Annotated in this window: 22 protein-coding genes; 19 read left to right on the top strand and 3 right to left on the bottom strand. The window is 62.2% G+C overall.

The window, feature by feature from the left end:
• Positions 1–274: 274 nt before the first annotated feature.
• Positions 275–1,054 (top strand): exopolysaccharide production regulator ExoR, encoded by a 780-nt coding sequence (gene exoR, locus MNR02_RS09755; protein WP_371746652.1) that lies wholly within the window; start codon positions 275–277, stop codon positions 1,052–1,054.
• 27 nt (positions 1,055–1,081) lie between these two features.
• On the opposite strand, the gene xth is transcribed toward exoR, so the two are convergent.
• Both xth and erpA read right to left on the bottom strand, forming a co-directional pair.
• A complete protein-coding gene (gene xth, locus MNR02_RS09750) occupies positions 1,082–1,873 on the bottom strand; it encodes an exodeoxyribonuclease III (RefSeq protein WP_241597752.1) in 792 nt (263 codons plus the stop codon).
• A 65-nt stretch (positions 1,874–1,938) separates the two neighbouring features.
• Entirely contained in the window at positions 1,939–2,271 is a 333-nt protein-coding gene (gene erpA, locus MNR02_RS09745) for an iron-sulfur cluster insertion protein ErpA (protein WP_241596097.1), read from the bottom strand.
• 217 nt (positions 2,272–2,488) lie between these two features.
• On the opposite strand from erpA, the gene MNR02_RS09740 reads away from it, so the two are divergent.
• From MNR02_RS09740 to MNR02_RS09670, 15 genes are all read left to right on the top strand, one after another.
• Positions 2,489–3,709 (top strand): deoxyguanosinetriphosphate triphosphohydrolase, encoded by a 1,221-nt coding sequence (locus MNR02_RS09740; RefSeq protein WP_241946671.1) that lies wholly within the window; start codon positions 2,489–2,491, stop codon positions 3,707–3,709.
• Between the two features lie 69 nt (positions 3,710–3,778).
• Positions 3,779–5,539, top strand: coding sequence for an arginine--tRNA ligase (argS, locus tag MNR02_RS09735; protein WP_241946670.1), 1,761 nt, complete (start codon positions 3,779–3,781; stop codon positions 5,537–5,539).
• 62 nt (positions 5,540–5,601) lie between these two features.
• On the top strand, positions 5,602–8,898 hold the full coding sequence (locus tag MNR02_RS09730; protein ID WP_241946669.1) for an SPOR domain-containing protein: 3,297 nt from the start codon (positions 5,602–5,604) through the stop codon (positions 8,896–8,898).
• Positions 8,899–9,026: 128 nt separating this feature from the next.
• Positions 9,027–10,046: a beta-N-acetylhexosaminidase gene (nagZ, locus tag MNR02_RS09725; protein WP_241946668.1), complete on the top strand. Its 1,020-nt coding sequence runs from the start codon at positions 9,027–9,029 to the stop codon at positions 10,044–10,046.
• Positions 10,047–10,154: 108 nt separating this feature from the next.
• Positions 10,155–10,970: a ScpA family protein gene (locus tag MNR02_RS09720; protein ID WP_241597750.1), complete on the top strand. Its 816-nt coding sequence runs from the start codon at positions 10,155–10,157 to the stop codon at positions 10,968–10,970.
• 4 nt (positions 10,971–10,974) lie between these two features.
• The gene (gene scpB, locus MNR02_RS09715; RefSeq protein ID WP_241948852.1) at positions 10,975–11,667 is read left to right on the top strand and encodes an SMC-Scp complex subunit ScpB; all 693 of its coding nucleotides are present in this window, start codon (positions 10,975–10,977) and stop codon (positions 11,665–11,667) included.
• Positions 11,668–11,730: 63 nt separating this feature from the next.
• On the top strand, positions 11,731–12,834 hold the full coding sequence (locus MNR02_RS09710) for an ABC transporter ATP-binding protein (RefSeq protein ID WP_241946667.1): 1,104 nt from the start codon (positions 11,731–11,733) through the stop codon (positions 12,832–12,834).
• Positions 12,835–12,876: 42 nt separating this feature from the next.
• Positions 12,877–13,071, top strand: coding sequence for a twin-arginine translocase TatA/TatE family subunit (locus tag MNR02_RS09705; RefSeq protein WP_241596076.1), 195 nt, complete (start codon positions 12,877–12,879; stop codon positions 13,069–13,071).
• A gap of 50 nt (positions 13,072–13,121) precedes the next feature.
• Entirely contained in the window at positions 13,122–13,727 is a 606-nt protein-coding gene (gene tatB / locus MNR02_RS09700; protein ID WP_241596073.1) for a Sec-independent protein translocase protein TatB, read from the top strand.
• Positions 13,724–14,554, top strand: a complete 831-nt coding sequence (tatC, locus tag MNR02_RS09695) for a twin-arginine translocase subunit TatC (protein ID WP_241946666.1) — start codon at positions 13,724–13,726, stop codon at positions 14,552–14,554. Before tatB ends, tatC begins: the two co-directional genes overlap by 4 nt.
• A 66-nt stretch (positions 14,555–14,620) precedes the next feature.
• The gene (serS, locus tag MNR02_RS09690) at positions 14,621–15,904 is read left to right on the top strand and encodes a serine--tRNA ligase (RefSeq protein ID WP_241946665.1); all 1,284 of its coding nucleotides are present in this window, start codon (positions 14,621–14,623) and stop codon (positions 15,902–15,904) included.
• A gap of 13 nt (positions 15,905–15,917) precedes the next feature.
• Positions 15,918–16,688 carry a 5'/3'-nucleotidase SurE gene (gene surE / locus MNR02_RS09685; protein WP_241946664.1) on the top strand — a complete coding sequence of 257 codons (771 nt, stop codon included), beginning with the start codon at positions 15,918–15,920 and terminating at the stop codon, positions 16,686–16,688.
• Entirely contained in the window at positions 16,685–17,341 is a 657-nt protein-coding gene (locus MNR02_RS09680) for a protein-L-isoaspartate(D-aspartate) O-methyltransferase (RefSeq protein WP_134649100.1), read from the top strand. The genes surE and MNR02_RS09680 overlap by 4 nt, the downstream gene beginning before the upstream one ends.
• Positions 17,342–17,587: 246 nt before the next feature.
• Positions 17,588–18,193, top strand: coding sequence for a biotin biosynthesis protein BioC (locus tag MNR02_RS09675; RefSeq protein ID WP_241946663.1), 606 nt, complete (start codon positions 17,588–17,590; stop codon positions 18,191–18,193).
• A 138-nt stretch (positions 18,194–18,331) separates the two neighbouring features.
• A complete protein-coding gene (locus tag MNR02_RS09670) occupies positions 18,332–19,891 on the top strand; it encodes a peptidoglycan DD-metalloendopeptidase family protein (RefSeq protein ID WP_241946662.1) in 1,560 nt (519 codons plus the stop codon).
• Between the two features lie 69 nt (positions 19,892–19,960).
• Here MNR02_RS09670 and MNR02_RS09665 read toward each other — a convergent pair whose 3' ends face one another.
• Positions 19,961–20,845 carry an ATP-binding protein gene (locus MNR02_RS09665; protein WP_371746651.1) on the bottom strand — a complete coding sequence of 295 codons (885 nt, stop codon included), beginning with the start codon at positions 20,843–20,845 and terminating at the stop codon, positions 19,961–19,963.
• 167 nt (positions 20,846–21,012) lie between these two features.
• Between MNR02_RS09665 and yajC the strand changes: the two genes are divergently transcribed.
• The 3 genes from yajC to MNR02_RS09650 all read left to right on the top strand — a co-directional run bounded on the left by yajC (position 21,013) and on the right by MNR02_RS09650 (position 24,325).
• Complete coding sequence (gene yajC, locus MNR02_RS09660) at positions 21,013–21,351, top strand: preprotein translocase subunit YajC (protein ID WP_241596051.1); 339 nt, start codon at positions 21,013–21,015, stop codon at positions 21,349–21,351.
• A gap of 87 nt (positions 21,352–21,438) precedes the next feature.
• A complete protein-coding gene (secD, locus tag MNR02_RS09655) occupies positions 21,439–23,955 on the top strand; it encodes a protein translocase subunit SecD (protein ID WP_241946660.1) in 2,517 nt (838 codons plus the stop codon).
• Positions 23,939–24,325, top strand: a complete 387-nt coding sequence (locus MNR02_RS09650) for an Mth938-like domain-containing protein (RefSeq protein WP_241946659.1) — start codon at positions 23,939–23,941, stop codon at positions 24,323–24,325. Before secD ends, MNR02_RS09650 begins: the two co-directional genes overlap by 17 nt.
• Positions 24,326–24,335 lie beyond the last annotated feature (10 nt).

Here is a 24,335-nt window from a genome sequence, read left to right as displayed (position 1 = left end):
AAATTCTGTGACAGAATCGCAACACATTTTTTTCCAGAGTTTGCTACACCCTCTGGCAAGCGACGAAATGTCCATTTCCCGCCACAAACGGGGCGCAGCGATAAGGGCATGCAGATGCGGGCGACCGCGCTCAAGGGATATGATGAGCCAAACGATGTCATTGCCGCGGGAACTGTCGGAAAAGCGTACGAAAACCGTACGTTCCCGGTTTCTTGGCGATAGATCGGCCGGCCGCGGAATAGTTGAAGTGATACCCAGGTCTGAGTTGATGCCGATGAAAGTACTTGTAATGGGTCTCTGCCTTTCGCTCTCCTGCGGGATGGCGTCGACGGCTCTGGCATTCGATCCCGATGCGGGCATTACCAAGGAAAGCGGGCCTTTCGATCTCTTCAAGTTCGGTTTCTTCTCCTACAAGGAAGGTCGCAAGGGCGATGCCGTCGAGGCCTATCGCTATGCCGCGGAAAAGGGACATACGGGTTCGCGCTGGGCGCTCGCCAACATGTATGCCGACGGCGACGGCGTACCGGAGAACGACCTGGAAGCCTTCAAGATCTATAGCGAGATCGCCCGTGCCGGCGTCGAGCCGGGGTCGGAAGATACGGGTTATTTCGCCAGCGCCCTGATTTCACTCGCCAGCTACTATCGCCGCGGTATCCCAGACAGTCCGGTCCGGATCGATCTGACGCAGGCGCGTCAGCTCTATTTCCAGGCCGCGTCCACCTTCGGCATTCCCGAAGCGCAGTTCCAGCTTGGCCGCATGATGCTGCGCGGCGAGGGTGGCAATGTGTCCGTGCACCAAGCCAAGAAATGGCTGAACCGCGCGCGCAACAAGGGCCATGCCGGTGCGATGGGCTTGTTCGGTAACATTCTTTTCCAGGAAGGGGACACGGCCCGTGGTCTCGCCTTCATGACGGCGGCGCTGGACCATTGCCCGCCCAAGGACTGTGGCTGGCTTCAGGCGACGCAGGAGGAGGCGTTCTCCGTCGCCACCGAGGAGGACCGCCGCAAGGGCGTCGCACTCGCGCAGAGCATTCGTTTCAATCCCAACGAATAGACTGATCGAAGAGAGATCTCGCGCGCATCACGCGGCGTAGTCGAGCACAGCCACTACTGGCACATGGTCCGATGGCTTTTCCCAGTTGCGCACATGCTTCTCGACGGCTGTCGAGACCAGCCGGTCCGATGCCTCGGCCGACAGCATGAGATGGTCGATGCGGATACCGTAGTTCTTCGGCCAGCACCCGCCCTGATAATCCCAGAACGTATAAAGCGGCGCGGCATCCGACGAGGCGCGCACCGCATCGGTGAGACCGAGGTTTTCAAGACGTCTGAAGGCCTGCCGTGTCGGCGGCAGATAGAGCGCGTCCCGCTCCCAGACCTTGACGTCCCAGCAGTCGTGCGGCTCGGGGATGACATTATAGTCGCCGGCAAGCACGAGGGGTTCTTCCAGCGCCAGGCGATCCTGCGCGAAGGCGAAGAGGCGCTCCATCCATGAAAGCTTGTAGGGGTATTTGACCGGATCATCGGCGGGGTTGCCGTTCGGCAGGTAGATCGAGCAGACGCGGATTGCGCCGCCCTCAACGGAAAAGACGCCCTCGATGAAGCGCGCCTGTTCGTCGGCCTCGTCGCCCGGAAGGCCGCGGTTCACCTCGTCGGGGCGGATCTTCGACAGAAGCGCGACACCGTTGAAGCCCTTCTGCCCGTGTGTCTCCACATGATAGCCGAGCGCTTCGATCTCCAGGCGCGGAAATGTCTCATCGACCGTCTTGATTTCCTGCAACGCGACGATGTCGGGGTTCGATTCCTTCAGCCACGCGACGAGGTTTTCGATGCGGGCCCGCACGCCGTTGATGTTCCAGGTGGCAATCTTGATCGGCATGCGGTTTCCGTTTCGCGTGTTCTTCCGGCCAATCTCTGTTGGCCGGGTATGAAATGACGTCAGATCGAGAAGCTGGTGCCGCAGCCGCAATTGGCGACGGCGTTCGGATTCTTGATCTGGAAAGACTGGCCAAGAAGGTTGTCGACGAAATCGATCTCCGAGCCGTCCATGTAGACGAGCGAAAGCTGGTCGATCAGCACGCGTGCATCGTTCTTCTCCAGAACGAGATCATCGTCCTGCTGGTCTTCGACAAGATCGAACTTGTAGGAAAAGCCGGAACAGCCGCCGCCTTCGACAGACACGCGAAGCGCCTGCTTTTCGGGCGAGGAGCCGAGAATGGTCGCAATGCGCCGGGCGGCGGCATCGGAAAGGGTTACGGGTTGGTTGCTCATGTCTGCCTCCTGCCGGGGTCAAGATCCGGAGAGAATCGTTTGTTCGCATTGGCCGGCGCGGCTGCGCCGTGAAGCCCGACTAAACGCGGAACCGTCGGCAGATCATTGAAAATGCTGATCTTTCAGACGGAGCTTGCGGCCGGACTTGCTGCTATGCACACTATAGGTATGAAGGCATTGAGGCCGCGTCAATGGGCGGCGTGAATGCAGGTGACGAATGACACTCGACAGACATGCGCTGGGTTTCGGCGCCGGACAGCGCGCCATCTATGCTTCCGATCCCTGGACAAGCCGTGGGAGGCTCTTTCCCGAAAGCGAAAGCCCCACGCGATCGGATTTCCAGCGCGACCGCGACCGCATTGTGCACACGACGGCCTTCCGTCGTCTCAAGCACAAGACGCAGGTGTTCATCGCAGCTGACGGCGACCATTACCGCACGCGGCTGACCCATACTATCGAGGTGGCGCAGATCGCCCGGGCGCTGGCGCGGGCACTGAAGCTCGACGAGGATCTCGCCGAAGGCGTGGCGCTGGTGCACGATTTCGGTCACACCCCCTTCGGGCATACCGGGGAAGACGCGTTGCAGGAGGTTCTGGAGCCATTCGGCGGCTTCGATCACAACGCCCAGTCCCTGCGCATCGTCACCAAGCTCGAACGACGCTATGCCGAGTTCGATGGGCTGAACCTGACATGGGAAAGCCTGGAGGGTCTGGTCAAGCACAACGGCCCGCTGATCGGTCCCAACGGAGAATGCACGCATGGCAAGGAGGTGCCGCGGCCCATCCTTGAATATTGCGCGATGCATGATCTTGAAATTGGCAGTTTCGCGAGCTTGGAGGCGCAGGTCGCCGCCATCGCCGATGATATCGCCTATAACACCCATGACATCGATGACGGCCTGCGCTCCGGCTTCCTGACCTTCGACATGCTGGAGGAGGTGCCCTTCCTGGCAAGGCTGATGCGGGAGGTTCACGATCGCTATCCGGGTCTCGAAGCATCGCGCTTCACCCACGAGATCATGCGCCGGCAGATCACGGCGATGGTGGAGGATGTCATCGGCTACGCGCAGCACGCGCTGCTGGAGGTTCGTCCCGAGAGTGCCGACGATGTGCGCAAGGCGCGCCGGTGCATGGCGACCTTTTCCGAAGGCATGGGGCAGACCGACAGGGAGATCAAGAAACTCCTGTTCTCAAGGATCTACCGGCACCCGGAAGTCATGCGCGTGCGCGCCAACGCGGCATCGATCCTGACCGATCTCTATCATGCTTACATGGATGATCCCCAGCTCATGCAGGGACACTATTGGGTCGACCGCATCGCCACCATGCCCGAATCGGCGCGTGCCCGCCACGTCGCCGATTATCTGGCGGGTATGACCGACAATTACGCGATCAACACCCATCGCCGGCTGTTTGACCATACCCCTGAATTGCGATAGTCAGCCGGCACCCCGAATTTCTTCGCAGGAATACAGCCCGATGCGGTTCTCTGCGCGCGGATGGATGAGATGAACCTTTTTACAGACTTCGACAGCAGAATCAAAAACGTACTCGAAGGACTTCAAATCGTCCGTGAGAAGCGCGCCGAACTCGATTTCGGCCGTATCAGCGTCGAGCCGCCGCGTGATCAGAGCCATGGCGATGTCGCCACCAATGCTGCGATGGTTCTGGCCAAGCCGCTCGGTCTCAATCCGCGCGCGCTTGCCGATCTCATCGTGGCCGAGCTGAAGAACGATCCGGAAGTCGCCGATGTCGGCGTGGCCGGGCCGGGCTTCATCAATGTGCGCCTGTCCGTCGCCTATTGGCAGAAGCTTTTGGCTGCCGTCGTGGCTGCGGGCTCCGATTATGGTCGCAGCACGACGGGCGCCGGCCGAAAGGTCAACGTGGAATATGTGTCGGCCAATCCGACCGGCCCCATGCATGTCGGCCATTGCCGCGGTGCCGTGGTCGGCGATGCGCTCGCCAATCTTCTCGCCTTTGCCGGTTACGCCGTCACGAAGGAATATTACATCAACGATGCCGGTTCGCAGATCGACGTGTTGGCGCGTTCCGCCTTCCTTCGCTATCGGCAGGCGCTGGGCGAGACGATCGGTGAAATCCCGTCGGGTCTCTATCCCGGCGACTACCTGATCCCTGTTGGGGAGGCGCTCGTGGCCGAACACGGCACGTCGCTGCGTGCGATGTCGGAGGTGCAGTGGCTGCCGATCGTCAAGGAAAAGGCCATCGACATGATGATGGCGATGATCCGCGAGGACCTGGCCGCCCTCAACGTCGAGCATGACGTCTTCTTCTCGGAACGTTCGCTTCATGCCGGAAACGGCGCGCCTATCCGCACCGCGATCAATGACCTGACCTTCAAGGGCTATGTCTACAAGGGCGTTCTGCCCCCGCCGAAGGGTCAACTGCCGGAAGACTGGGAAGACCGCGAGCAGACCCTGTTCCGCTCGACGGAGGTGGGTGACGATATCGACCGCCCGCTGATCAAGTCCGACGGGTCCTATACTTACTTCGCCGCAGACGTCGCCTACTTCAAGGACAAGTTCGATCGCGGCTTCGACGAGATGATCTATGTGCTCGGCGCCGACCATGGCGGTTACGTCAAGCGCCTTGAGGCGGTCGCCAAGGCGGTTTCCGATGGAAACTCGAAGCTGACCGTCCTGCTGTGCCAGCTCGTCAAGCTCTACCGCGATGGCGAGCCGGTGAAGATGTCCAAGCGCTCCGGCGATTTCGTGACCCTGCGCGATGTCGTCGAGGAGGTCGGCCGCGATCCCGTCCGCTTCATGATGCTCTATCGCAAGAGCAGCGAGCCGCTCGACTTCGACTTTGCGAAGGTGACCGAGCAGTCCAAGGACAATCCGGTCTTCTATGTGCAGTATGCTCATGCACGTTGCATGTCGGTCTTCCGTCAGGCGGCCGAGGCACTGCCGGGTCTCGATGTAGGTGCGCTCGATCTTGCCAGTGCGATCGCCGGAAATATCGCGGATCCGAGCGAGTTGCAGCTTCTGGCAAAACTGGCAGAATATCCCCGTGTCATCGAAGGTGCGGCAGCGGCGCAGGAGCCGCATCGCATTGCATTTTATCTCTATGAACTTGCCAGCGCATTCCACGGACACTGGAACAAGGGTAAAGAACAACCGGAATTACGGTTTGTTAACGATAAAAATAGAGAATTGACCATCGCCAGACTTGGGCTGGTGCACGCTGTCGCTTCCGTTATCAAGTCGGGTCTGTCCATTACAGGTACCGCAGCACCGGATGAAATGCGATAACGTCACCATTTACCCATAATAAGCTGGCAATGCGTCTTTGTAGCTTATGAGTGGGAAGCAGTATGGCTGACAAGAACTTCGCGCGAAGCGGAACCGGTGATGCGGGCCTCTTGGCGGATGATGATCCGCTGAGCGAGCTTGCCCGTCTCGTGAACTTCGATCCGCGCCCGGTGCAGGGCGTGACGCAATCCTTCTCCGAAAGCGCGCAGCCTGCGCCCCGGCGCGAGAATGCTGTTCTCGCGCTCGAGGACGAGCTGATGCGAGCCTTCGAGCAGTACGATGCCCCCGCAAGCCGCGTTTCGGCGCAGCCGCTTGTGGAGCCGGCTGCCGAACGCCACGGCGAGCCTGTCTTCGATGTGCCGTCGCCGGTTGTCGAGGACCGCGCCGCGATCATCGACGAGATTCCTGCGCGAGACACGTTCGTAGACACCCCCCGTCATCAGGAGCCGTCATTCGCCGAACCCACGTTCGAGGCGCCGGTCGAAACATATCAGGCCCAAGTTGATGCCGAGCCCGTCTTCGAGCCGCAAGTGGATGCGTTCGTCGCCAGTCCCGTCGAGGATTTCGTCGCTCATGACGTTTATGTCGACGAAGCTCGCGATTGGGAGCCAGCGTTCGAAGAAACGCCGGCGACCGTCGAAGCTTCGGTGTTTCAGGCCGATGTCCCTGCTGATTCCGCGCTTCTGCTCGCTGATGAGCTTGAAGGCACCGTTCAGGACGTGCCGCCGGTTTCCGTCGAGGCGGAGGCCCATGCAGGCTTGCAGTTCGCTGAACGCTTCGAGCCGCATTTCGAAGCCCCGCCGCAGATTTCGACTGTCCCGGAACCCGAAACTTATGCGGCGCCCGAGCCCACATTCCTCGGCCTGCAGCCGGTGGAAGGCGACACGGTTTCCGATCTCGGGGTGGATCTCGAGCGCGAGCTTGAACTTTCTCTCGGCGATACCTTCACGGATGTGGCTCACGCGCAGGATACGAGCGCTGAAGCCGCGTTCGTCCAGCCGTTGCCGGTTGCCGAAACGGTGATCGAAAGCGCTGTCGAGCCCGTTGCAGGCAGCTGGATGCCGGCCGATTCGGGCGTCGAGCATGCCGAGCCATTCCATGCCGAGACAGCCTATTATGCCGGCGAGCAGCCGCATTTCGTTTCCGAGATGCCCATCGACACGGCAGAAGATCATGCACGCGCCGTCGCCGAAGCCCAGCAGTCCTGGCAGGCGGAGCCTGTGCATGAGGCTGCTCCGGATTACCAGGTGCAGTCCGTCCAGAAGGGGCGGGGCTACGGTCACGATTCCCTGCTGGCCGAAGTCGAGCTTTATCCTGTGCCGGAAGCAGGTTCGCCCTTTTCCGCCTCCACCGCTGCTGCGGCCACGACGGCGGGGGTTACAGCCGCCGCTGCACAGCGCAACTCTTTTGCGAATGTCGCAGCCATTTTCGGACGTGCAACACCGACCGGCCGCCGCGAGACCGTAGCGGAAAAGGCGGTAACGTCTGCCGTCCCGACTTTCACCGAACCTGCGTTTACAGCGCCGGCACCGATCATCGAAACCCGTAAGGAGCCGGTTTCCGCTACGACGCCCGCCGCCGAGCCGGACATCCATTTCGACAATCTGGACTTTGATCTCTCTGACATCGATCTCGATCTGTCCGATTTTTCGCTGGATGAAACTCCGGCCGTTACGAAACCCGTGGCCCGCGCAGAGGTGGCTCCGGTAGAAACGGCTCGCGCTGTCGAAGCAGAACGCCCCGTGCGCCGTGAGCCGGCCGTTGCCGTACCCGTATCGACCTATACGGCGCCGCAGCCGATCGTTTCGGAAATGGCGGATGGCTCGCTGCCTTTCGATCCGACCATGATCGCCGATACCGATGTTGGTGTCGCGCCGGTCACGGAACTGGACGTGCCGCAGCTTCCCGTTGTCGAGAAGGAAAAGCCGCAGGCCTACCAGCCCGATTTCGATTTCGACCTCGATGCGGAGATGGCCCAGCTCTTTACCGAGCCGGCTGCTCCGGCGCGCGCGGAAGATTTGTCGCGCGGCGCTGCCACGGGTGCAGCCGCGGTCGGCCAGCCGGCAGCGCAGATCAACGATGTCGATGATTTCGAACGGGCGCTCGAAGAGGATTTCCGCCGTTCGCTGCACCAGCCGGAGCGCATGGCCATCCCCGTCGATCCCGGCCAGGCCAACACGCTTTACGCCGGCGATGGCTATGATGACGAACAGTCGCGCCCGCGCCGCGGCATGCTGATTGCGGCCTCCGTCGCCGCCCTGCTGCTTGTCGGCGGCGGTGGCGTCTATGCATGGTCGTCGTTTACGGGCGGCGGCACGGCGAGTTCCGGTGAGCCACGCGTCATTCTCGCTGACAAGGAACCGATCAAGGTCGTGCCCGAGGAGCGTGGCGGCAAGACCGTGCCCAATCAGGACAAGGCCGTCTACGATCGCGTGGCAGGCGACGGCGCTAATACGCCGCAGCAGGAGCAACTCGTCACCTCGTCGGAGGAGCCGATCGATGTGGTACAGCGCACGCTAACGCCGGACACCCTGCCGTTCGATGATGCGGATGACGGGCAGGAGACAGCTGGCGCCGACGATGGAAGCCGCCTGCTTCCGGGCGTGGATGAGCCTGAAAAGGCGACCGCCGACGCCGGCAAGCCTGTCGTGTCGCCCCGCAAGGTGCGCACCATGATCGTCAAACCCGACGGCACGCTGGTTGCCCGGGAGGATACGCCGGCGACGCAGGAAACCGCCCAGTTCGACGCGAAGGCGACGGCGACCACCGGCCGCACGGCAGGCGAAGCCACAACGGCAAATGCCGAGGTCGATCCCAATGCCTCGCTGCGTGCCGAACAGGCTGCCACCGGCACTCAGCCGCGCTCCGCGCTTGCCGAAGTGGCGAATGCCCAGGTCGATGACACCGCGCCTGTCCGTACCGTAAAAACCACGACCTTCGGTGCGGACGCCGCGACGACGGCCGGCAACAACACGCCGACGCCGGAAAGCCGTCCGGTCGACCAGCCGGTCAACGTTGTCGGAACTGTTACCGAAAACGGCAATGTCCGTGGCCAGCAGACCGCGGCTGCGACGAGCCAGGCCGCGGAGACCACCCAGGTCGCCGCCGTGACGCCCGGCAGCTACGTCATCCAGATCGCCTCGCTGCCGTCTGAGGCGGAAGCGCAGAAGACCTACAATTCGCTGTCCGCCAAGTTCGGCAGCGTGATCGGCGGTCGCGGCGTGGACATCAAGCAGGTGGCGATCCCCAACAAGGGCACGTTCTATCGTGTGCGTATTCCGGCTGGTTCGCGTGAAGAGGCCAACAGCCTGTGCAACCGCTACAAGGGCGCCGGCGGCAGCTGCCTCGTCACCCGCTGAGGCATGCAGTCAGCATTTGAGGGGCGCGGATCTTGTCCGCGCCCTTTCGATTCCATCTCGGGGCGCATCGCGGATAGCCCGCAGATCAGGGCCTCGTCTTTCTTTCCCGAACCAATAAGATTGCCGATATGAGCGAATCGAAATCCTTCATTTCGGGCTGCAAGGGCCTGAGCCTCACCGCCGACGAAAAAGCCTTCTTCCGCAATGAGCGGCCCTGGGGTTTTATCCTGTTCGGTCGCAATATCGGTGAACCGGCGCAGGTCGCCGATCTCACTGCCGAAATGCGCGATTGCATCGGCGGCGATGCCGATATTCCCGTGCTGATCGATCAGGAAGGCGGGCGTGTGCAGCGCATCAAGCCGCCCCATGTCCAGCAATATCCGAACGCCGCAGCGCTCGGTGCCATCTACCGTTCCGATGCGGAAAAGGGCCTGCGGGCAAGCTGGCTGATGTCGCGCCTGCATGCCTTCGATCTGCTGCGTCTCGGCATCAACGTGGATTGCCTGCCGGTGCTGGATGTCGCCGTTCCCGGCGTGCATGACGTGATCGGTAACCGGGCCTATGGCCAGGAGCCGGAAATCGTGTCCGCCATGGGCAAGGCCGCCGCGGAAGGCCTGAAGGCCGGCGGCATGCTGCCAATCATGAAGCACATGCCCGGTCACGGCCGCACCATGGTCGATTCCCACCACGATTTGCCCGTGGTGCAGGCAAGTCTGGAAGAGCTCGATGCCTGCGACTTCGTGCCGTTCCGGCGCATGAACGATGAATTGATGGCGATGTCGGCGCACATCGTCTTCACGGCCATAGACCCCGACAACCCGGCCACCACGTCGCCAAAGGTCGTGCGCGAAATTATCCGCGAGAAGATAGGCTTCGACGGGCTCCTGATGTCCGATGACGTCTCGATGAACGCCTTGCGGGGCGATATTGCCGAAAGAACACGGGGAATCATCGCCGCGGGTCTCGACATGGTGTTGCATTGCCATGGCATCATGGACGAAATGCTGGCAGTGACCGAAAACGCCCCGCCGCTTGCCGGCGACAGCCTGCGGCGGGCGAAGGCGGTCCGTGCAGGTTTCCAGGCGCCTGACGACGCGGACGAGCAGGCGCTGCGAGAAGAATTCAATGCCATGATCGCGGTGGCCTGATCCACAGCGTCGCGGCGTGCGTCGGGAACTGCGTTCGAACACGAGAGGCGCGACGTGCAGGCAACAGGCGGCAAGCCACCGAGGAAGGGACGCGGCGCGGATGCGCCGATGGACGACCTGTGGCAGGATGACGCCTCGGGGCGGGGATTGCACGAGGAAAGCCTCGTCGTCGATCTCGCCGGCTTCGAAGGGCCGCTCGATCTGCTCCTTCACCTCGCCCGGACGCAGAAGGTCGACCTGACACGTATCTCCGTTCTGGCGCTGGCCGAGCAATACCTCGTCTTCATCGACCGGGCGCGCAAGATCCGCATCGAGCTTGCAGCAGATTACCTCGTCATGGCGGCCTGGCTTGCCTATCTCAAGTCACGCCTCCTCATTCCCAAGCAGGCGAAGGACGACGGGCCTTCGGGTGAGGAGATGGCGGCGAGTCTTGCCTTCCGCCTCAAGCGGCTGGAAGCGATGCGCGATGCGGCCACGAAGCTGGTCAACCGCAACCGCCTCGGCCGCGATGTGTTTGCGCGCGGCATGCCCGAGCATATTCCCACCGAGCGCCGCTCGGCTTTCGAGGCGTCTCTCTACGATCTGCTGACCGCCTATGCGTCGCTGCGCCAGCGTCATGCAATCACCCAGGTCACTATCGAGAAGCGCAGCGTCTGGTCGCTGGCCGACGCGCGCGAACTCCTGCAGCTCCTCGTTGGCGATTTCGATGACAACTGGACGGCGCTCGATCATTTCATGCTGCGTTACCTGAGCGATCCGGCTGAACGGACCACGGCGATTGCCAGCGCATTTGCCGCAACGCTGGAACTTGTCCGGGAAGGGCGGCTGGAACTGCGTCAGGACGGTGTCTTCCAGCCCATCTATCTGCGCCGGGGCCAGAAGGCGGGCGAAGGCGAGGGAAGTGGGGGCGAAGAGGGTGGCTGAAGATGTGGGCGCCAGCGACGAAAACGCGACTGTTGTCGATCCGCGGCGGCTCTATGAAGCCACGCGCATTGCCGAGGCGCTGGTTTTCGCCTCCGCCGGCCCGGTTTCGTCGGCCTATATCGCCGAGCGCCTGCCGCGCGGTGTCGATGTCCTGCATGTCATGCGCGAGCTGAAGGCGTTCTATGCGGGACGCGGCGTCAATCTCCTGCAGATCGAGGATAGCTGGGCGTTCCGCACGGCACCCGACATGTCCTTCGTCATTCGCACCGAGGAAACGGAGGTGCGCAAAGTCTCGCGCGCCGCGCTCGAGGTGCTTTCGATCATCGCCTATCACCAGCCGGTAACGCGTGCGGAAATAGAGGATATCCGTGGCGTGCAGACATCCAAAGGCACGCTCGACGTCCTCATGGAGGCCGGATGGGTGCGCCTGCGCGGCCGCCGGCGCTCGCCCGGCCGTCCTGTGACATTCGGCACCACGCGGGATTTCCTCGATCATTTCGGGCTGGAAGAACTGCGCGACCTGCCGGGCCTCGACGAGTTGAAGGGAACAGGCCTGCTGTCCGGCCGTATTCCGTCCAATTTCCAGATCCCCATGCCGCTTGGCGAGGATGAGCTCGCGGAGGACGAGGATCCGCTGACACAACTCGACCTCGAGGAACTCGGACTCTTGACACCGGGCGGAAAAGCGGACGAATAGACGAAGGTTTATGCAAGACTGCATCGTCGACCTCCGCGCCGGCGACAGGGAAAGACTTCTGCAATGGCTTCGGACCCGTCAGGTTCCAACGGCATCGAGGCGAGACGAGCTTCGGCGGTGACCTTCGCGTCGCGCCTCGTCTTCGATGACATTCACCACAGCTATCACAACAAGGACACCATTCGTGGCCTCTCGCTGACGGCGGAACCGGGCGAGGTGTTGTGCCTGCTCGGGCCTTCAGGCTCCGGCAAGACGACGCTTCTGCGCATCGCCGCCGGCATCGAGGCGCAGACACGCGGCCGCGTTCTGCTTGATGATCGCGAGATCGCCGGCCCGGATGTCTTCCTGCCGCCGGAACGACGCGGCGTCGGGCTGATGTTTCAGGATTTTGCGCTGTTCCCGCATATGTCCGTGCTCGACAATGTACGCTTCGGTCTGACGGCGCTTCCGCGCGCCGAAGCGGAGGCTGAGGCGAACGTGGCGCTGGACCGCGTCGGTCTGTCGCACTACGCGGCAAAATTCCCGCATATGCTGTCCGGCGGCGAGCAGCAGCGCGTGGCGCTTGCGCGGGCTTTGGCCCCCCGGCCGAGCGTTCTCCTGATGGACGAGCCATTCTCCGGCCTGGATTCGCGGCTCAAGGATTCCATCCGGGCCGATACGCTCGCCATCCTGCGAAAATCCCGCGCCAGCGCCATCGTCGTCACGCATGATGCCGAGGAGGCGATGCGCATGGGGGACCGCATTGCACTTCTCAAGGACGGCAAGCTTGTCCAGGTGGGTACCGCCGAAGACCTGTATCTCAAGCCGAACGACATGTTTGCTGCGGCGTTCTTCTCGGAGATCAACGAATTTCCGGGCCATGTGCGTGGCGGCGTCGTGGAAACGCCGCTCGGCAATGTCGATGGCAAAGATTTTATCGACGGCCAGAAAGTTCACGTCGCGGTGCGTTTGACGGGCATTCGCGTACAGGAAACCGGCGGCGACACGCCGGCGCGCATCCTTTCGCGGCGTTTCCTTGGCGTGGTCGAGCTTCTGGAGCTCGCCGTCGACGGAACCGACCGTCCCGTTCGGGCGCGGGTGAGGGCCGATCAACTGCCTGCCGGATTGCGCGACGTCACGCTTTCGGCTAACCAGCGCGACATACTAGTGTTTGAAAAAGACGGCTGAACGTCTTACATCGGGATCAGAGTTCAAAAGGGAGTCAAGCGAATGGGTTCTTTCAGCATCTGGCATTGGCTGATTGTTCTGGTGGTAGTGCTGCTGCTGTTCGGCCGTGGCAAGATTCCGGAACTGATGGGCGATGTCGCCAAGGGCATCAAGAACTTCAAGAAGGGTATGACGGACGAAGAAGCCAGCGCCGAGCAGGCGAAGACCGTCGACCACAAGGCCGACGAGGTCAAGTAACCGGCATTCGGCCGCGGACGGTGGTGCGCGGCTTCTGAGGACAGTACCCAATGCTTGATGTCGGCTGGACAGAGATACTGGTTATCGCCGTCGTCCTGATTTTGGTGGTAGGCCCGAAGGACCTGCCGCCGATGCTCAGGACATTCGGCCGCATGGTAACGAAGATGCGCGGCATGGCGAGCGATTTCCGCCAGCAGTTCGACGAGGCGCTGCGCGAGGCTGATCTTGACGATGTTCGCAAGACCATCGGCGATGCGCAGAAGCTTAACCCGCTGAACACCATACGCGAGGCGGTCAATCCGCTGCGCCAGGTGGGAGACGAGATCAAGTCGGACCTCCAGAAGTCGGTCGGATCCCCGTCCTCATCCATTTCGACGCCGGTCTCGGCCGTTTCCGCCGTGCCGTCGGAAGCGAACAAGCCCGCATCTACAGAGCCTGTCGCCGCCGAACCCTTGAAGAAGGGGCCGACGCGCAAGACCGCGGCAAAGAAGACCGACCCTGTGATCGCAGAGACGCAAAAGGCTGCGCGCAAGCCGGCCGCCAAGGCGAAGGCCGAGCCAAAGGCTGCCGCCGAGCCGGTCGCAAAAGTCTCGACCGCCAAGAAGACAGTTGCCGCCAAGGCCAAGACTGCAAAGACCCGGAAGGACGAGGCATGAGCGGCGATATCGAAGACAAGCCCCAGCCGCTCCTCGAGCATCTGATCGAACTGCGCCAACGCCTGATGTGGGCCGTCGGTGCGTTCTTCGTCGCGTTCCTGGTCTGCTTCTACTTCGCCAAACACCTTTTCAACATCCTGGTGCTGCCGTTCAAGTGGTCCGTCGAATGGGCCGGCCTGACGCATCGCAATGTCGAATTGATCTATACCGCGCCGCAGGAATTTTTCTTCACGCAGATCAAGGTCGCCATGTTCAGCGCTCTGGTCATCGCCTTTCCGGTGATTGCCCAGCAGGTCTACAAGTTCGTGGCGCCCGGCCTCTACAAGAACGAGCGTTCTGCCTTCCTGCCGTTCCTCATCGCATCGCCGATCCTGTTCCTGATTGGCGCCGCACTCGTTTATTTCTTCTTCACGCCCATGGTCATGTGGTTCTTCCTCTCCATGGAGCAGGGCGGCGGCGAAGGCCAGGTTTCCATTCAGCTTCTGCCAAAGGTTTCGGAGTATCTCAGCCTCATCATGTCGCTGATCTTCGCCTTTGGTTTGGTGTTCCAGTTGCCGGTTATCTCATCGCTTCTGGTGCGCGCCGGCTTCATCACGTCGCAGACGCTTGCGGAAAAGCGCAAATACGCAATCGTCATCGCCTTCGTCGTGGCGGCCGTGCTGACGCCGCCCGATCCGGTGTCCCAGATCGGCCTTGCACTGCCGGCCATCCTTCTCTACGAGATTTCCATCTATACGGCCCGACTCATCGAACGGCAGCGGGCGAGCGCCTCGAACGCGCAGGATGCGGAAAACGAGGTCGCTGCAACGCATGGCGAGGCTGAATAAGCCTTCGCCTGCGGGTCGCTGCCGGGCGTGGATGGGCCTTCATCCACGGAAGAGCCTGGAACGACAATGCTTGATATCAAATGGATCCGCGACAACCCGACCGCCCTTGACGCCGCTTTGGCCAAGCGCGGTGCAAGCGCGCTTGCGCAGACCCTGATCGACCTCGACGAGAAGCGCCGCAGCGTCATCCAGACCGCGCAGGACATGCAGTCGCGCCGCAATGCCGCCTCCAAGGAAATCGGCGCGGCCATGGCCGCCAAGAATACCGATCTTGCCGACAAGCTGAAGGCGGAAGTCTCCGCCATCAAGGACCGCCTTCCGGCAGCAGAGGAAGAAGAGCGACAGGTCACCGCTGAGCTCAACGACGCGCTGGCACGCCTGCCGAACATTCCATTCGACGACGTGCCTGTCGGAGAAGACGAAGCGGGCAATGTCGAGAAGCACCGTTGGGGCAGCAGGCCCGCCTGGAACCATAAGGCGCTGGAGCACTACGAGATCGGCGAAGCCCTCGGCTACATGGATTTCGAGGCGGCGGCGAAGATCGCAGGTTCGCGCTTCACCGTTCTCAAGGGCCAGCTTGCCCGCCTGGAAAGGGCGCTCGGCCAGTTCATGATCGACGTGCACACCCAGGAGCACGGCTATACGGAGGTGCATGCGCCGCTTCTGGTGCGTGACGACGCCATGTTCGGCACGGGTCAGCTGCCGAAGTTCTCCGAAGACCTGTTTCGCACCACCGATGGCCGCTGGCTGATCCCGACGGCGGAAGTCTCGCTCACCAATCTGGTGCGCGAGGAAATCCTTGAACAGGAAAAGCTTCCACTGCGTTTCACGGCGCTGACGCCGTGTTTCCGCTCGGAGGCGGGTTCGGCAGGGCGCGATACGCGTGGCATGCTGCGCCAGCACCAGTTCATGAAGTGCGAACTTGTCTCGATCACGGATGCCGAAAGCGCTGTGGACGAGCATGAGCGTATGACAGCCTGCGCGGAAACGATCCTTCAGCGCCTCGGCCTGCATTACCGCGTCATGACGCTCTGCACCGGCGACATGGGCTTCGGCGCCCGTAAAACCTACGACCTTGAGGTCTGGCTGCCCGGCCAGGACACCTTCCGGGAGATCTCGTCCTGCTCGGTGTGTGGCGATTTCCAGGGGCGCCGGATGAATGCCCGCTACCGCGGCAAGGACGACAAGGCGACGAAGTTCGTGCACACGCTGAACGGCTCGGGTACGGCCGTCGGCCGCGCGCTCATCGCCGTCATGGAAAATTACCTCAATGACGATGGCACCGTGACTGTGCCTGAGGCGCTGCTGCCCTATATGGGCGGGCTGACGAAGATCGAGAAGGCCGCCTGAGGCGGGACGGGGCATGCGCATTCTTCTGACGAACGATGATGGTATCCACGCAGAAGGCCTTGCGGCCCTCGAACGCATCGCGCGTGAACTCACGGATGACGTGTGGGTCGTCGCCCCGGAGACCGACCAGAGCGGCCTTGCCCACTCCCTGACGCTTTCCGAGCCGTTGCGGCTCAGGAAGATCGATGAGAAGCGTTTCGCGTTGCGCGGCACGCCGACTGACTGCGTCATCATGGGCGTGCGCGAGGTTCTCGACAAAAAGCCGGATCTCGTTCTGTCCGGCGTGAATGCCGGCGCCAACATGGCTGACGACGTCACCTATTCCGGCACCATCGCCGGCGCCATCGAGGGTACGCTTCAGGGCATCAAGTCCATGGCGCTCAGCCAGGCGTACAATCATGCCCATGGCCGTGTCGTGCCGTGGGAACTTGCCGAGACCTTCGCGCCCAATCTCATTCGCCAGCTGATGGATGTCGAGCTGCCGGACTGGACGTTCTTCAACCTCAATTTCCCGAATTGCGCGCCGAAGGAGCTCCAGGGCGTCGAAGTAACGAGCCAGGGCAAGCTCGATTTCGGCCTGACCATCGACGAACGTGCCGACGGCCGCGGTTTTCCCTATTACTGGCTACGCTTCGGCGAGCGGAAGGGCGATTTCCGCGCTGGCACCGATATTCATGCAGTGAAGAACCACAAGATCTCCGTCACGCCGCTCAAGCTCGACCTGACGGACTACACGGTGCTGGATCGCGTTAAGCGCGCCCTGATCGGTGAGGATGCGGATTGAGCACGGGGCGGGTGATCGAGAAGGAGGGATTTGCCGCGTTGGCGCTGCGTCTGCGCGGCGAGGGCATAAACAATCTCGAACTCCTCACGGCGGTGGAGCAGACGCCCCGCACGCTCTTCGTTCCCCCGCAATTTGCTGGCGACGCCTATTCGAGCAGGCTGCTCCCGCTGGAATGCGGCTCTTTTGCCGAAGGCATCGATCTTGCCGTGCGCCTGCTGCATATCCTGAATCTCAAGGCTGGCCAGCGCGTGCTGGAAGTCGGTACGGGCAGCGGCTTCACCGCTGCCGTCATGGGGCGCCTGACGGAGCGCGTGCTGACCATCGACCGCTATCGCACGCTGGTCACGAACGCCCAGCAAGCCATCGAAAAGGCCGGCACCCGCAACGTCATCGTCCGGCAGGCCGATGGCAGCAACGGCATGCCGGGTGAGGGCACCTTCGACCGCATCCTCGTCACCGCCGCCTTTCCGGCGCTGCCGCGCTTCTTTGCCGAGCAGCTCGTTTCCGGTGGTGTTCTCATCGCGCCCGCCATGGTCAGCGAAACCGAGTGTCGCATGCTGAAGCTGACCAAGACCGGCAGCCGCTTCGATCGCGAGGATCTTTTTGCGGTGCCCTATCTGCCCATCGTTCCGATGATGGCCCAGGCGCTCTGAGCGCCCGAACGTTTTACCCTGCCTTCCCAATTGCGCTGCCGGCTGAGTCGTTTCGCCGGTTTTCCGCGTGATCCGTGCGCTTTGCCGTGCGCCAATCCTCCAGTCGGCCGAGAAAGTGTAGCGTTAACCTTTTGTTAACCGACGCAAGCCTCGCGCAAGCTTCGGCGCGTAGGCCCGTAGCGAAGCAGCAGTTTCCACGCAGGATGCCGGGTTTTCAACCTTCCGGCGATTCCGATGGAGAGGGAAATGTACGTCTCGAACAGGATAGCCAGCGGCTCGACCCATGAGGGGCTCGCCTATCTCGCGACCAAGGCGGCCGGCAAGGCCAACGAGGACGTGGCGGAGGCTGTTTCATCAGCGAACCTCGCCGGCGGCACGAGCGATCCCTCATCCCATGTCGGCCTTTCGGTCGATGCGCTTCTCGTTCTCAGCGTCGCCAAGGAAGAGGCAGTTCACAGCCAGCCGGCCTTGACGGATGCCGAACGCAACAACCTGGATACGGCCGCACTCGAAGCCCGTGAATATGGCGCCTTTGGTCATTTCTTGGAGGCCGGTGATCGCAAGGCCTACTACCGCGCCTATATCGAATATTTCGACAGCATGCCGCCGCAGGATCAGCGCAGTGCCCGCTATCTCGGGACGCGTGAGACGGCCGTTTCTGCTCTGCGTGCCATCGCGTACAACGAAAGCGCGCTCGACATGAGCGAACCCGAATCGGTCATTGAAGGTGTGGCCCGGCGGGCGACGCCGATTTCCGCGATCCTGCAGCCGGGGCAGGGCAATATGGAAAATAACGCCCATATCGGCGCACGCATCTCCCGCGCCGACAGCATGTACGCGGCCGGCTTCTGACGCTGCCGGCGATGGCCGCCTTGCGCATGGTTATCAATTTATCAAAAAACCTTTGCGGATAGGCCAGCCTTAACCGGGCAGTAACTCTAACGCGCTTTAATCGGTTCACTTCAAGTAGCGTACCGATTGGGTAGTCTTATGCGTAAGAGTGTATCGCCGAGTTTTGGCAGGACCGCGACCCGCCTTATTGCTGCGGCCCTGCTGGCCAGTGTCGCAACCGGGTGCAGCTCGGATGTTTCCCGTTTTGGCGGCCTGTTTTCCAGCTCCGGGCAGGACAACATGACGACCAGCTCGGTTCCGCGCCGCACGCTGTTCGGCAGCAATAGCATCGTTCCCCGCGCAACGGTTGGAAACGAGCAGCAGCAGTTTGCATCCGCAAATCAGATGGGAAGTCGGGATCAGGCGCTCAATCAGCCTTTCCCGGATCAGGGCGGCGTTTCCTACGATCCGATCAACACCTCGACGACGAGTGGCTCCGGTTCGCGTCTTGCGACCACGCCGATGACCGTTCAGCGTGGCGCGCTTAACGATCCCACAGCCGGCGCTGCACGTTCGGCAGAGCGCGAAGCCGTCGGTCAGCAGCGTCAGGCGAAAGCGATCGCCGACAATGCGGATACGCTCTCGACGGGAACCATCCAGAAGCCCAAGGCCGGTTGGTCGACGAACAATGCTCCTGTTGTCATGCTGCGGCAGGGCGAAAGCGTAAAGACGCTCGCTAACCGCTACGGCGTGCCGGAGAAGGAAATTCTCGCCGCAAACGGCCTGACGCGTTCGACCGACGCCGAACCTGGCCAGCGTATCATCATTCCGACCTTCAGCACGACCGCAAGCGCGGCCAAGGCTGCGACGGACCATACGCTCAAAGTCGATAACAAGCTGCCGACGCCTGAGCGCAAGACGGAACAGAACGTTGCCATCCTGCCCGGCACGTCGAAGCGCGACAAGGTAAAGTCGGATACCGATCAGGCCAACACCAATCTCGCCAATGCCGGTGAAGGCGCTGGCGGCTACGAGGTCAAGCCGGGCGATTCGCTCGCCAAGATCGCCCGCAGCAACGGTGTGTCGGTCGACGCCTTGAAGAAGGCGAACGGCATCCAGACCGCCTCGATCCGCATCGGCCAGAAGCTCGTGATCCCGGCGGGCGGGGCGGCTGTGGATACGACGACGGACAAGACGACCACGGCCTCCGTTCCGGTAAAGGAAAAAAAGGTCGAGACAGCGGAAAAGAAGCCGGAATCCTATAAGGCACCGGTCAAAACCGTCTCGGTCGCCGAGGTGACGCAGAAATCCGATGTGACCGACGAAGCGCCCGAATCGACGGGCATCGGCAAGTATCGCTGGCCGGTCCGCGGCGCGGTCATTGCCGGCTATGGCTCCAACGTCAACGGCAGCCGCAACGACGGCATCGACATTTCCGTACCCGAGGGCACGCCCATCAAGGCGGCTGAGAATGGCGTCGTCATCTATGCCGGCAGCAGCCTGAAGGAACTCGGCAACGCGGTTCTCGTCCGCCATGACGATGGCACGGTTACGGTTTATGGCCACGCCGGCGACCTCAACGTGCAGCGTGGCCAGAAGATCCAGCGCGGCCAGACCGTCGCAACGTCGGGCATGAGCGGCAGCGCCACCCGTCCGAAGGTTCACTTCGAGGTGCGCAAGAACGCGACCCCGGTCAACCCGATGACGTTCCTAGAATAGGTTCGTCTGCATTCATGAATGACAAAAGGGCGGTTCCTGCGGGACCGCCCTTTTGTCATTCGGGTGTTTCTAGCGATGGAGCGGCTTTCCAAGGCGTCCGGCAAGATCCTGCACATATTGCCAGGCGACGCGTCCGGAGCGGGAGCCACGCGTCGTTGCCCATTCCAACGCCTCGGCGTGAAGCTGTTCGACCGGGATATCGAGCGCATAGTGGCTCGCATAGCCGTCGATCATCTCAAGATATTCTGCCTGACTGCATTTGTAGAAGCCGAGCCACAGCCCGAAGCGGTCGGAAAGGGAGACCTTTTCCTCGACGGCTTCCGACGGGTTGATGGCCGTGGATTGCTCGTTTTCCATCATGTCGCGGGGCAGGAGGTGGCGACGGTTGGAGGTGGCATAGAGTAGTACATTGTCCGGCCGTCCCTCGACGCCGCCATCCAGCGCCGCCTTCAGCGACTTGTAGGAGGTGTCGTCGTGGTCGAAGGAAAGGTCGTCGCAGAAGATGATGACGGGATAGGGCACTTCCTTGAGGATATCCATCAGTGCGGGCAGGGTGGCGATATCCTCGCGATGAACCTCGATGAGCTTCAGGTTGCTGCCGGTTTCGCTCGCCGCGAGCGCATGCACCGACTTGACCAGTGAGGACTTGCCCATACCGCGGGCGCCCCACAAGAGCACATTGTTGGCCGGCAGACCGCGCGCGAAGCGCACCGTGTTATCGACGAGAATGTCACGAACATGATCGACGCCGCGGATAAGGTCGATGTCGATGCGGTTCGGGCGCTTCACCGCTTGCACCTGCAGGCGCGCGGGCGACCAGACGAAGACGTCTGCCGCGTCCCAGTCGTTGATGGCGGGCGCGGGGCCGGCGAGGCGCTCCAGCGTTGCGTTGATGCGGCCGATTTCGGCCAGCAGAAGCTTGACGTGATCTTCCTGCACTGTGTCTCTCCTCATACTTCATGCCGGGTAGCATGGCGGGAAGGGGGGCGAAAAGGGGGAAAACACTTGAAAAACGAGAGCTTCTCAGTCTCGTGTGTTGCATTGGATGTGTGCTTGCCTATATTCCGGCATCCGAAATGGGCCTTCAGGCCTTACAAATTCAAGTTTTCAAGGAGTAGCTGATGTTCATTACCGAGGCCTTCGCCCAGACGGCGGCACCCGGCGGTTCAGCAGGCGGTGCAGACATCCTGATGTCTATCCTCCCGTTCCTGCTGATTTTCGTGGTGATGTATTTCCTCATCATCCGCCCGCAGCGCGCTTCCATGAAGCGTCGCGAAGAGCTTCTGAAGAACATCCGCCGCGGCGATCAGGTCGTCACGGGTGGTGGTATCGTCGGCAAGGTGACCAAGGTCGTCGACGACAGCGAGCTTGAAGTCGAAATCGCAGAAGGCATCAAGGTGCGCGTCGTGCGCAGCGGTGTGAGCGAAGTCCGCGTCAAGGGCGAACCCGTCAAGGAATGACTTGGCTTGCCGTTCGGCCGAGGGTAACCTCGGCCTGCGGCCCGACTGGTTTTCAGCGGCGCTGGCGCCGTTTTTGTCGAGATCGCAATGCAGCAATCCGCCCGCTGGAAAACGTTTCTTCTCTGGTCCGCGTTCCTGGCCAGTCTTCTCGTCCTGTTGCCAAGCCTTATTCCGGCACGCATGGCAGCCGGCCTTCCCGAGTGGATCGCCGCACATCGGCTGAAACCGGGCCTGGATCTCACCGGCGGCTCGCGCCTTGTTCTCGATATCTCCCGTGACGATATCATCGATGCGCGCCTGCGAGGCGCCGTCGAAACGATCGGCAATGCCCTGCGGGCAGCGCAGATCCCTTATGGCAATCTCAACGGCGCGGACGACCAGGTCGATGTGACGATATCGTCGACCAGTGATGTCGAAGCAGCCAGCAAGACGCTCGATGCCCTTGGGCTCGGCACGCTGACCACAGGCGAAAACGGCGCCTTCAGCATCGTGCTGTCCGATGCCGCCATCGACGAAGCCGTGGCGGCAGCATCGCTCGGCGCCGTCGATGCCGTGCGTCGTCGTGTGGAGAGTCTCGGAATTCCCGCTCTGACTGTCGGGCGGGGCGACCGCGGCCGCATCGTCGTTTCCATGCCGGGTCTCACCGATCCGCAGCGCGTGAAGGACATGCTGGCGACCGTGGGCAAGCTTTCCGCCCGCCTGATCGACAACAGCGTGCCGGTCAACACGGCCATTGAGAGCGGCGCGCCTGCCGGTTCCGAAGTGCTATACTCAGCCGACGAGCCGCCGACCGGTTATCTCGTACGCCAGGATGACCTCTTCACTGCGGCGGATGTCGCGTCGGCGCGGGCATCGGCCGATGGCGAACCCTTCATCGAATTCGTGTTGCGCAAGGAGGCCGCCGAGAAGCTCGCTGCCTTTACCCGCGACAATGCCGGCCGAACCATCGCGATTCTGCTCGATGGGCAAGTTATCTCGACATCGCAGATCCAGGGCGCCATCAGCGATGGCATCGGCCGGCTTTCCGGCGATTTCGACGCCGAAGGGGCGGCTAACCTCGCCCGAGTCGTTGCCAGCGGCCCGCTACCGGCAGCTCTCACGATCCTGGAGGAGCGGTCGATCGAGCCGGTGCTTGGCGCCACGTCGATCGGCTCCGTCGCGCTGGCGCTCGCGGTTGCCGTCGTCGCTGTCGTCGCCTTCATAACATTTTTCTATGGTGTGCTCGGGATCATCGCTTCGCTGGCGCTGTTCTTCAACGTGCTGCTGACCTTCGCCGCTCTCGCGCTGATCGGTGCGCCGCTCTCGCTTTCGATGATCGCGGGGGTCGTGCTGACCATGGGGCTTGCCGTCGATGCGAGCGTTCTGATCTTCGAACGTATCCGCGAGGAGGTGAAGGCCGGGCGACCGTTGTCGCAAGCCGTCTCGGTCGGTTTCGGCCGCGCCCGCACGACCGTGGTGGATGCATCCGTCACGATGCTGATTGCCGTTGCCGTCCTGTTCCTGCTTTCCGCGGCACCGGTTCGTGGCTTCGCGCTTGCGGTCGGCGTCGGCATGGTGGCGACCCTGTTCACGACATTCGGGCTGACACACCGGCTTGTCCGGATCTGGCTCGGCCGGAGCCATGCGACGCGCCTCCCCAAAGGCGTGCGCAGCGGGTTCTTCGACAGCCTGAACCTGCGCTTCATGGCGGTGCGCAACGCGGTTTTCCTGGCGACGGCCGCGCTTTCGCTGGTCATCGCGGGCATGCTTGCGATGGGTGAACTGCGGCTCGGGATCGATTTCACGGGCGGTGCGGCGGTCGAGGTTCAGGCGAAATCCGGAAAGGCCGATGCGTTCGATATTTCCGCGCGCCTCGCCGATGCCGGCGTGGCCGTTCAGACCGTGGATACGCGGGTGGACGAACGGCGGGCGATCGTCCGGCTGACCTCGCAGGGCGATGGCGAAAACGCTGAGCAGACCTCGGTCCTCGTCGCGCGTGGCGAGCTCGAGGACGATTACGATTTCCGCCGCGTCGAGGTTGTCGGTCCGTCCATATCAGGTGAGTTGATCGATACGGCGACGCTTGGCTTCGTGGCCGGGCTTCTCGCGCTGATCGCCTATATCTGGGTACGCTTCGAATGGCATTTTGCCATCGGCGCGGTGATTGCGCTGGCCCATGACGTATTCTTCACGCTCGGGTTCCTGGCCGTCGCCAATATCGAGTTCAACATCAGCGCTGTTGCCGCGTTGCTGACGGTCGTCGGCTACTCGCTGAACGACACGATGGTTGTCTACGACCGGATCCGCGAGAATCTGCGGCACTTCAAGCAGATGCCGCTGCCGATCCTGATCGACGATGCGATCAATCGCACATTGTCGCGCACGGTCCTTACCTCCGCGACCACGCTGATCGCGCTTGCCGCCCTCGCACTCTTCGGCGGCGAGGCAATCCGAACATTCGCGCTGACGCTGTTCTTCGGGGTCGCCGTCGGCACCATATCATCCATCTACATTGCCGGGCCTATCCTCATTCTGTTCCGTCTCCGGCCGGAGCGCTACCGCCCCGGCAAGGGCGGCGCGGTGACGGCCCCGGAAGCGACGGGAGCCAATGGCCAAGGGAATTGAAATCCGGGAGGCGCACTTCCCCGGACGCGCGCCGATCGACGCATACGGCAATGGCGGCTTCCGCTTTGCGGATATGTCGCATCGCGGCTCCATCCTCTGCCTGCCCTCGGGCATTCATGGCTGGGACAAAGAGGATGGCAGCCCGCTGACGCTGGTCGATCTGGAGCGCGTTCTGGACGAGGCGGGCGATATCGAGGTTCTGCTCGTTGGCACCGGCAAGGAGATCCGCCCGCTCGCGCCGGAGATCAAAGCGGCCCTGCGTGAACGCAAAATCAGTTCCGATCCAATGAGCACAGGCGCGGCCGTGCGTACGTTCAATGTCATGCTGGCGGAAAGCCGCGCGGTAGCCGCGGCGCTTATCGCCGTGTGACGGGCGAGGC

It is taken from the genome of Shinella sp. H4-D48, assembly GCF_022637395.1.
In the GTDB taxonomy this organism is placed as follows: Bacteria; Pseudomonadota; Alphaproteobacteria; order Rhizobiales; family Rhizobiaceae; genus Shinella; species Shinella sedimenti.
The sequence above is the reverse complement of the archived record's forward strand: the minus strand, read 5'-3'. Positions and strand labels throughout refer to the sequence as shown.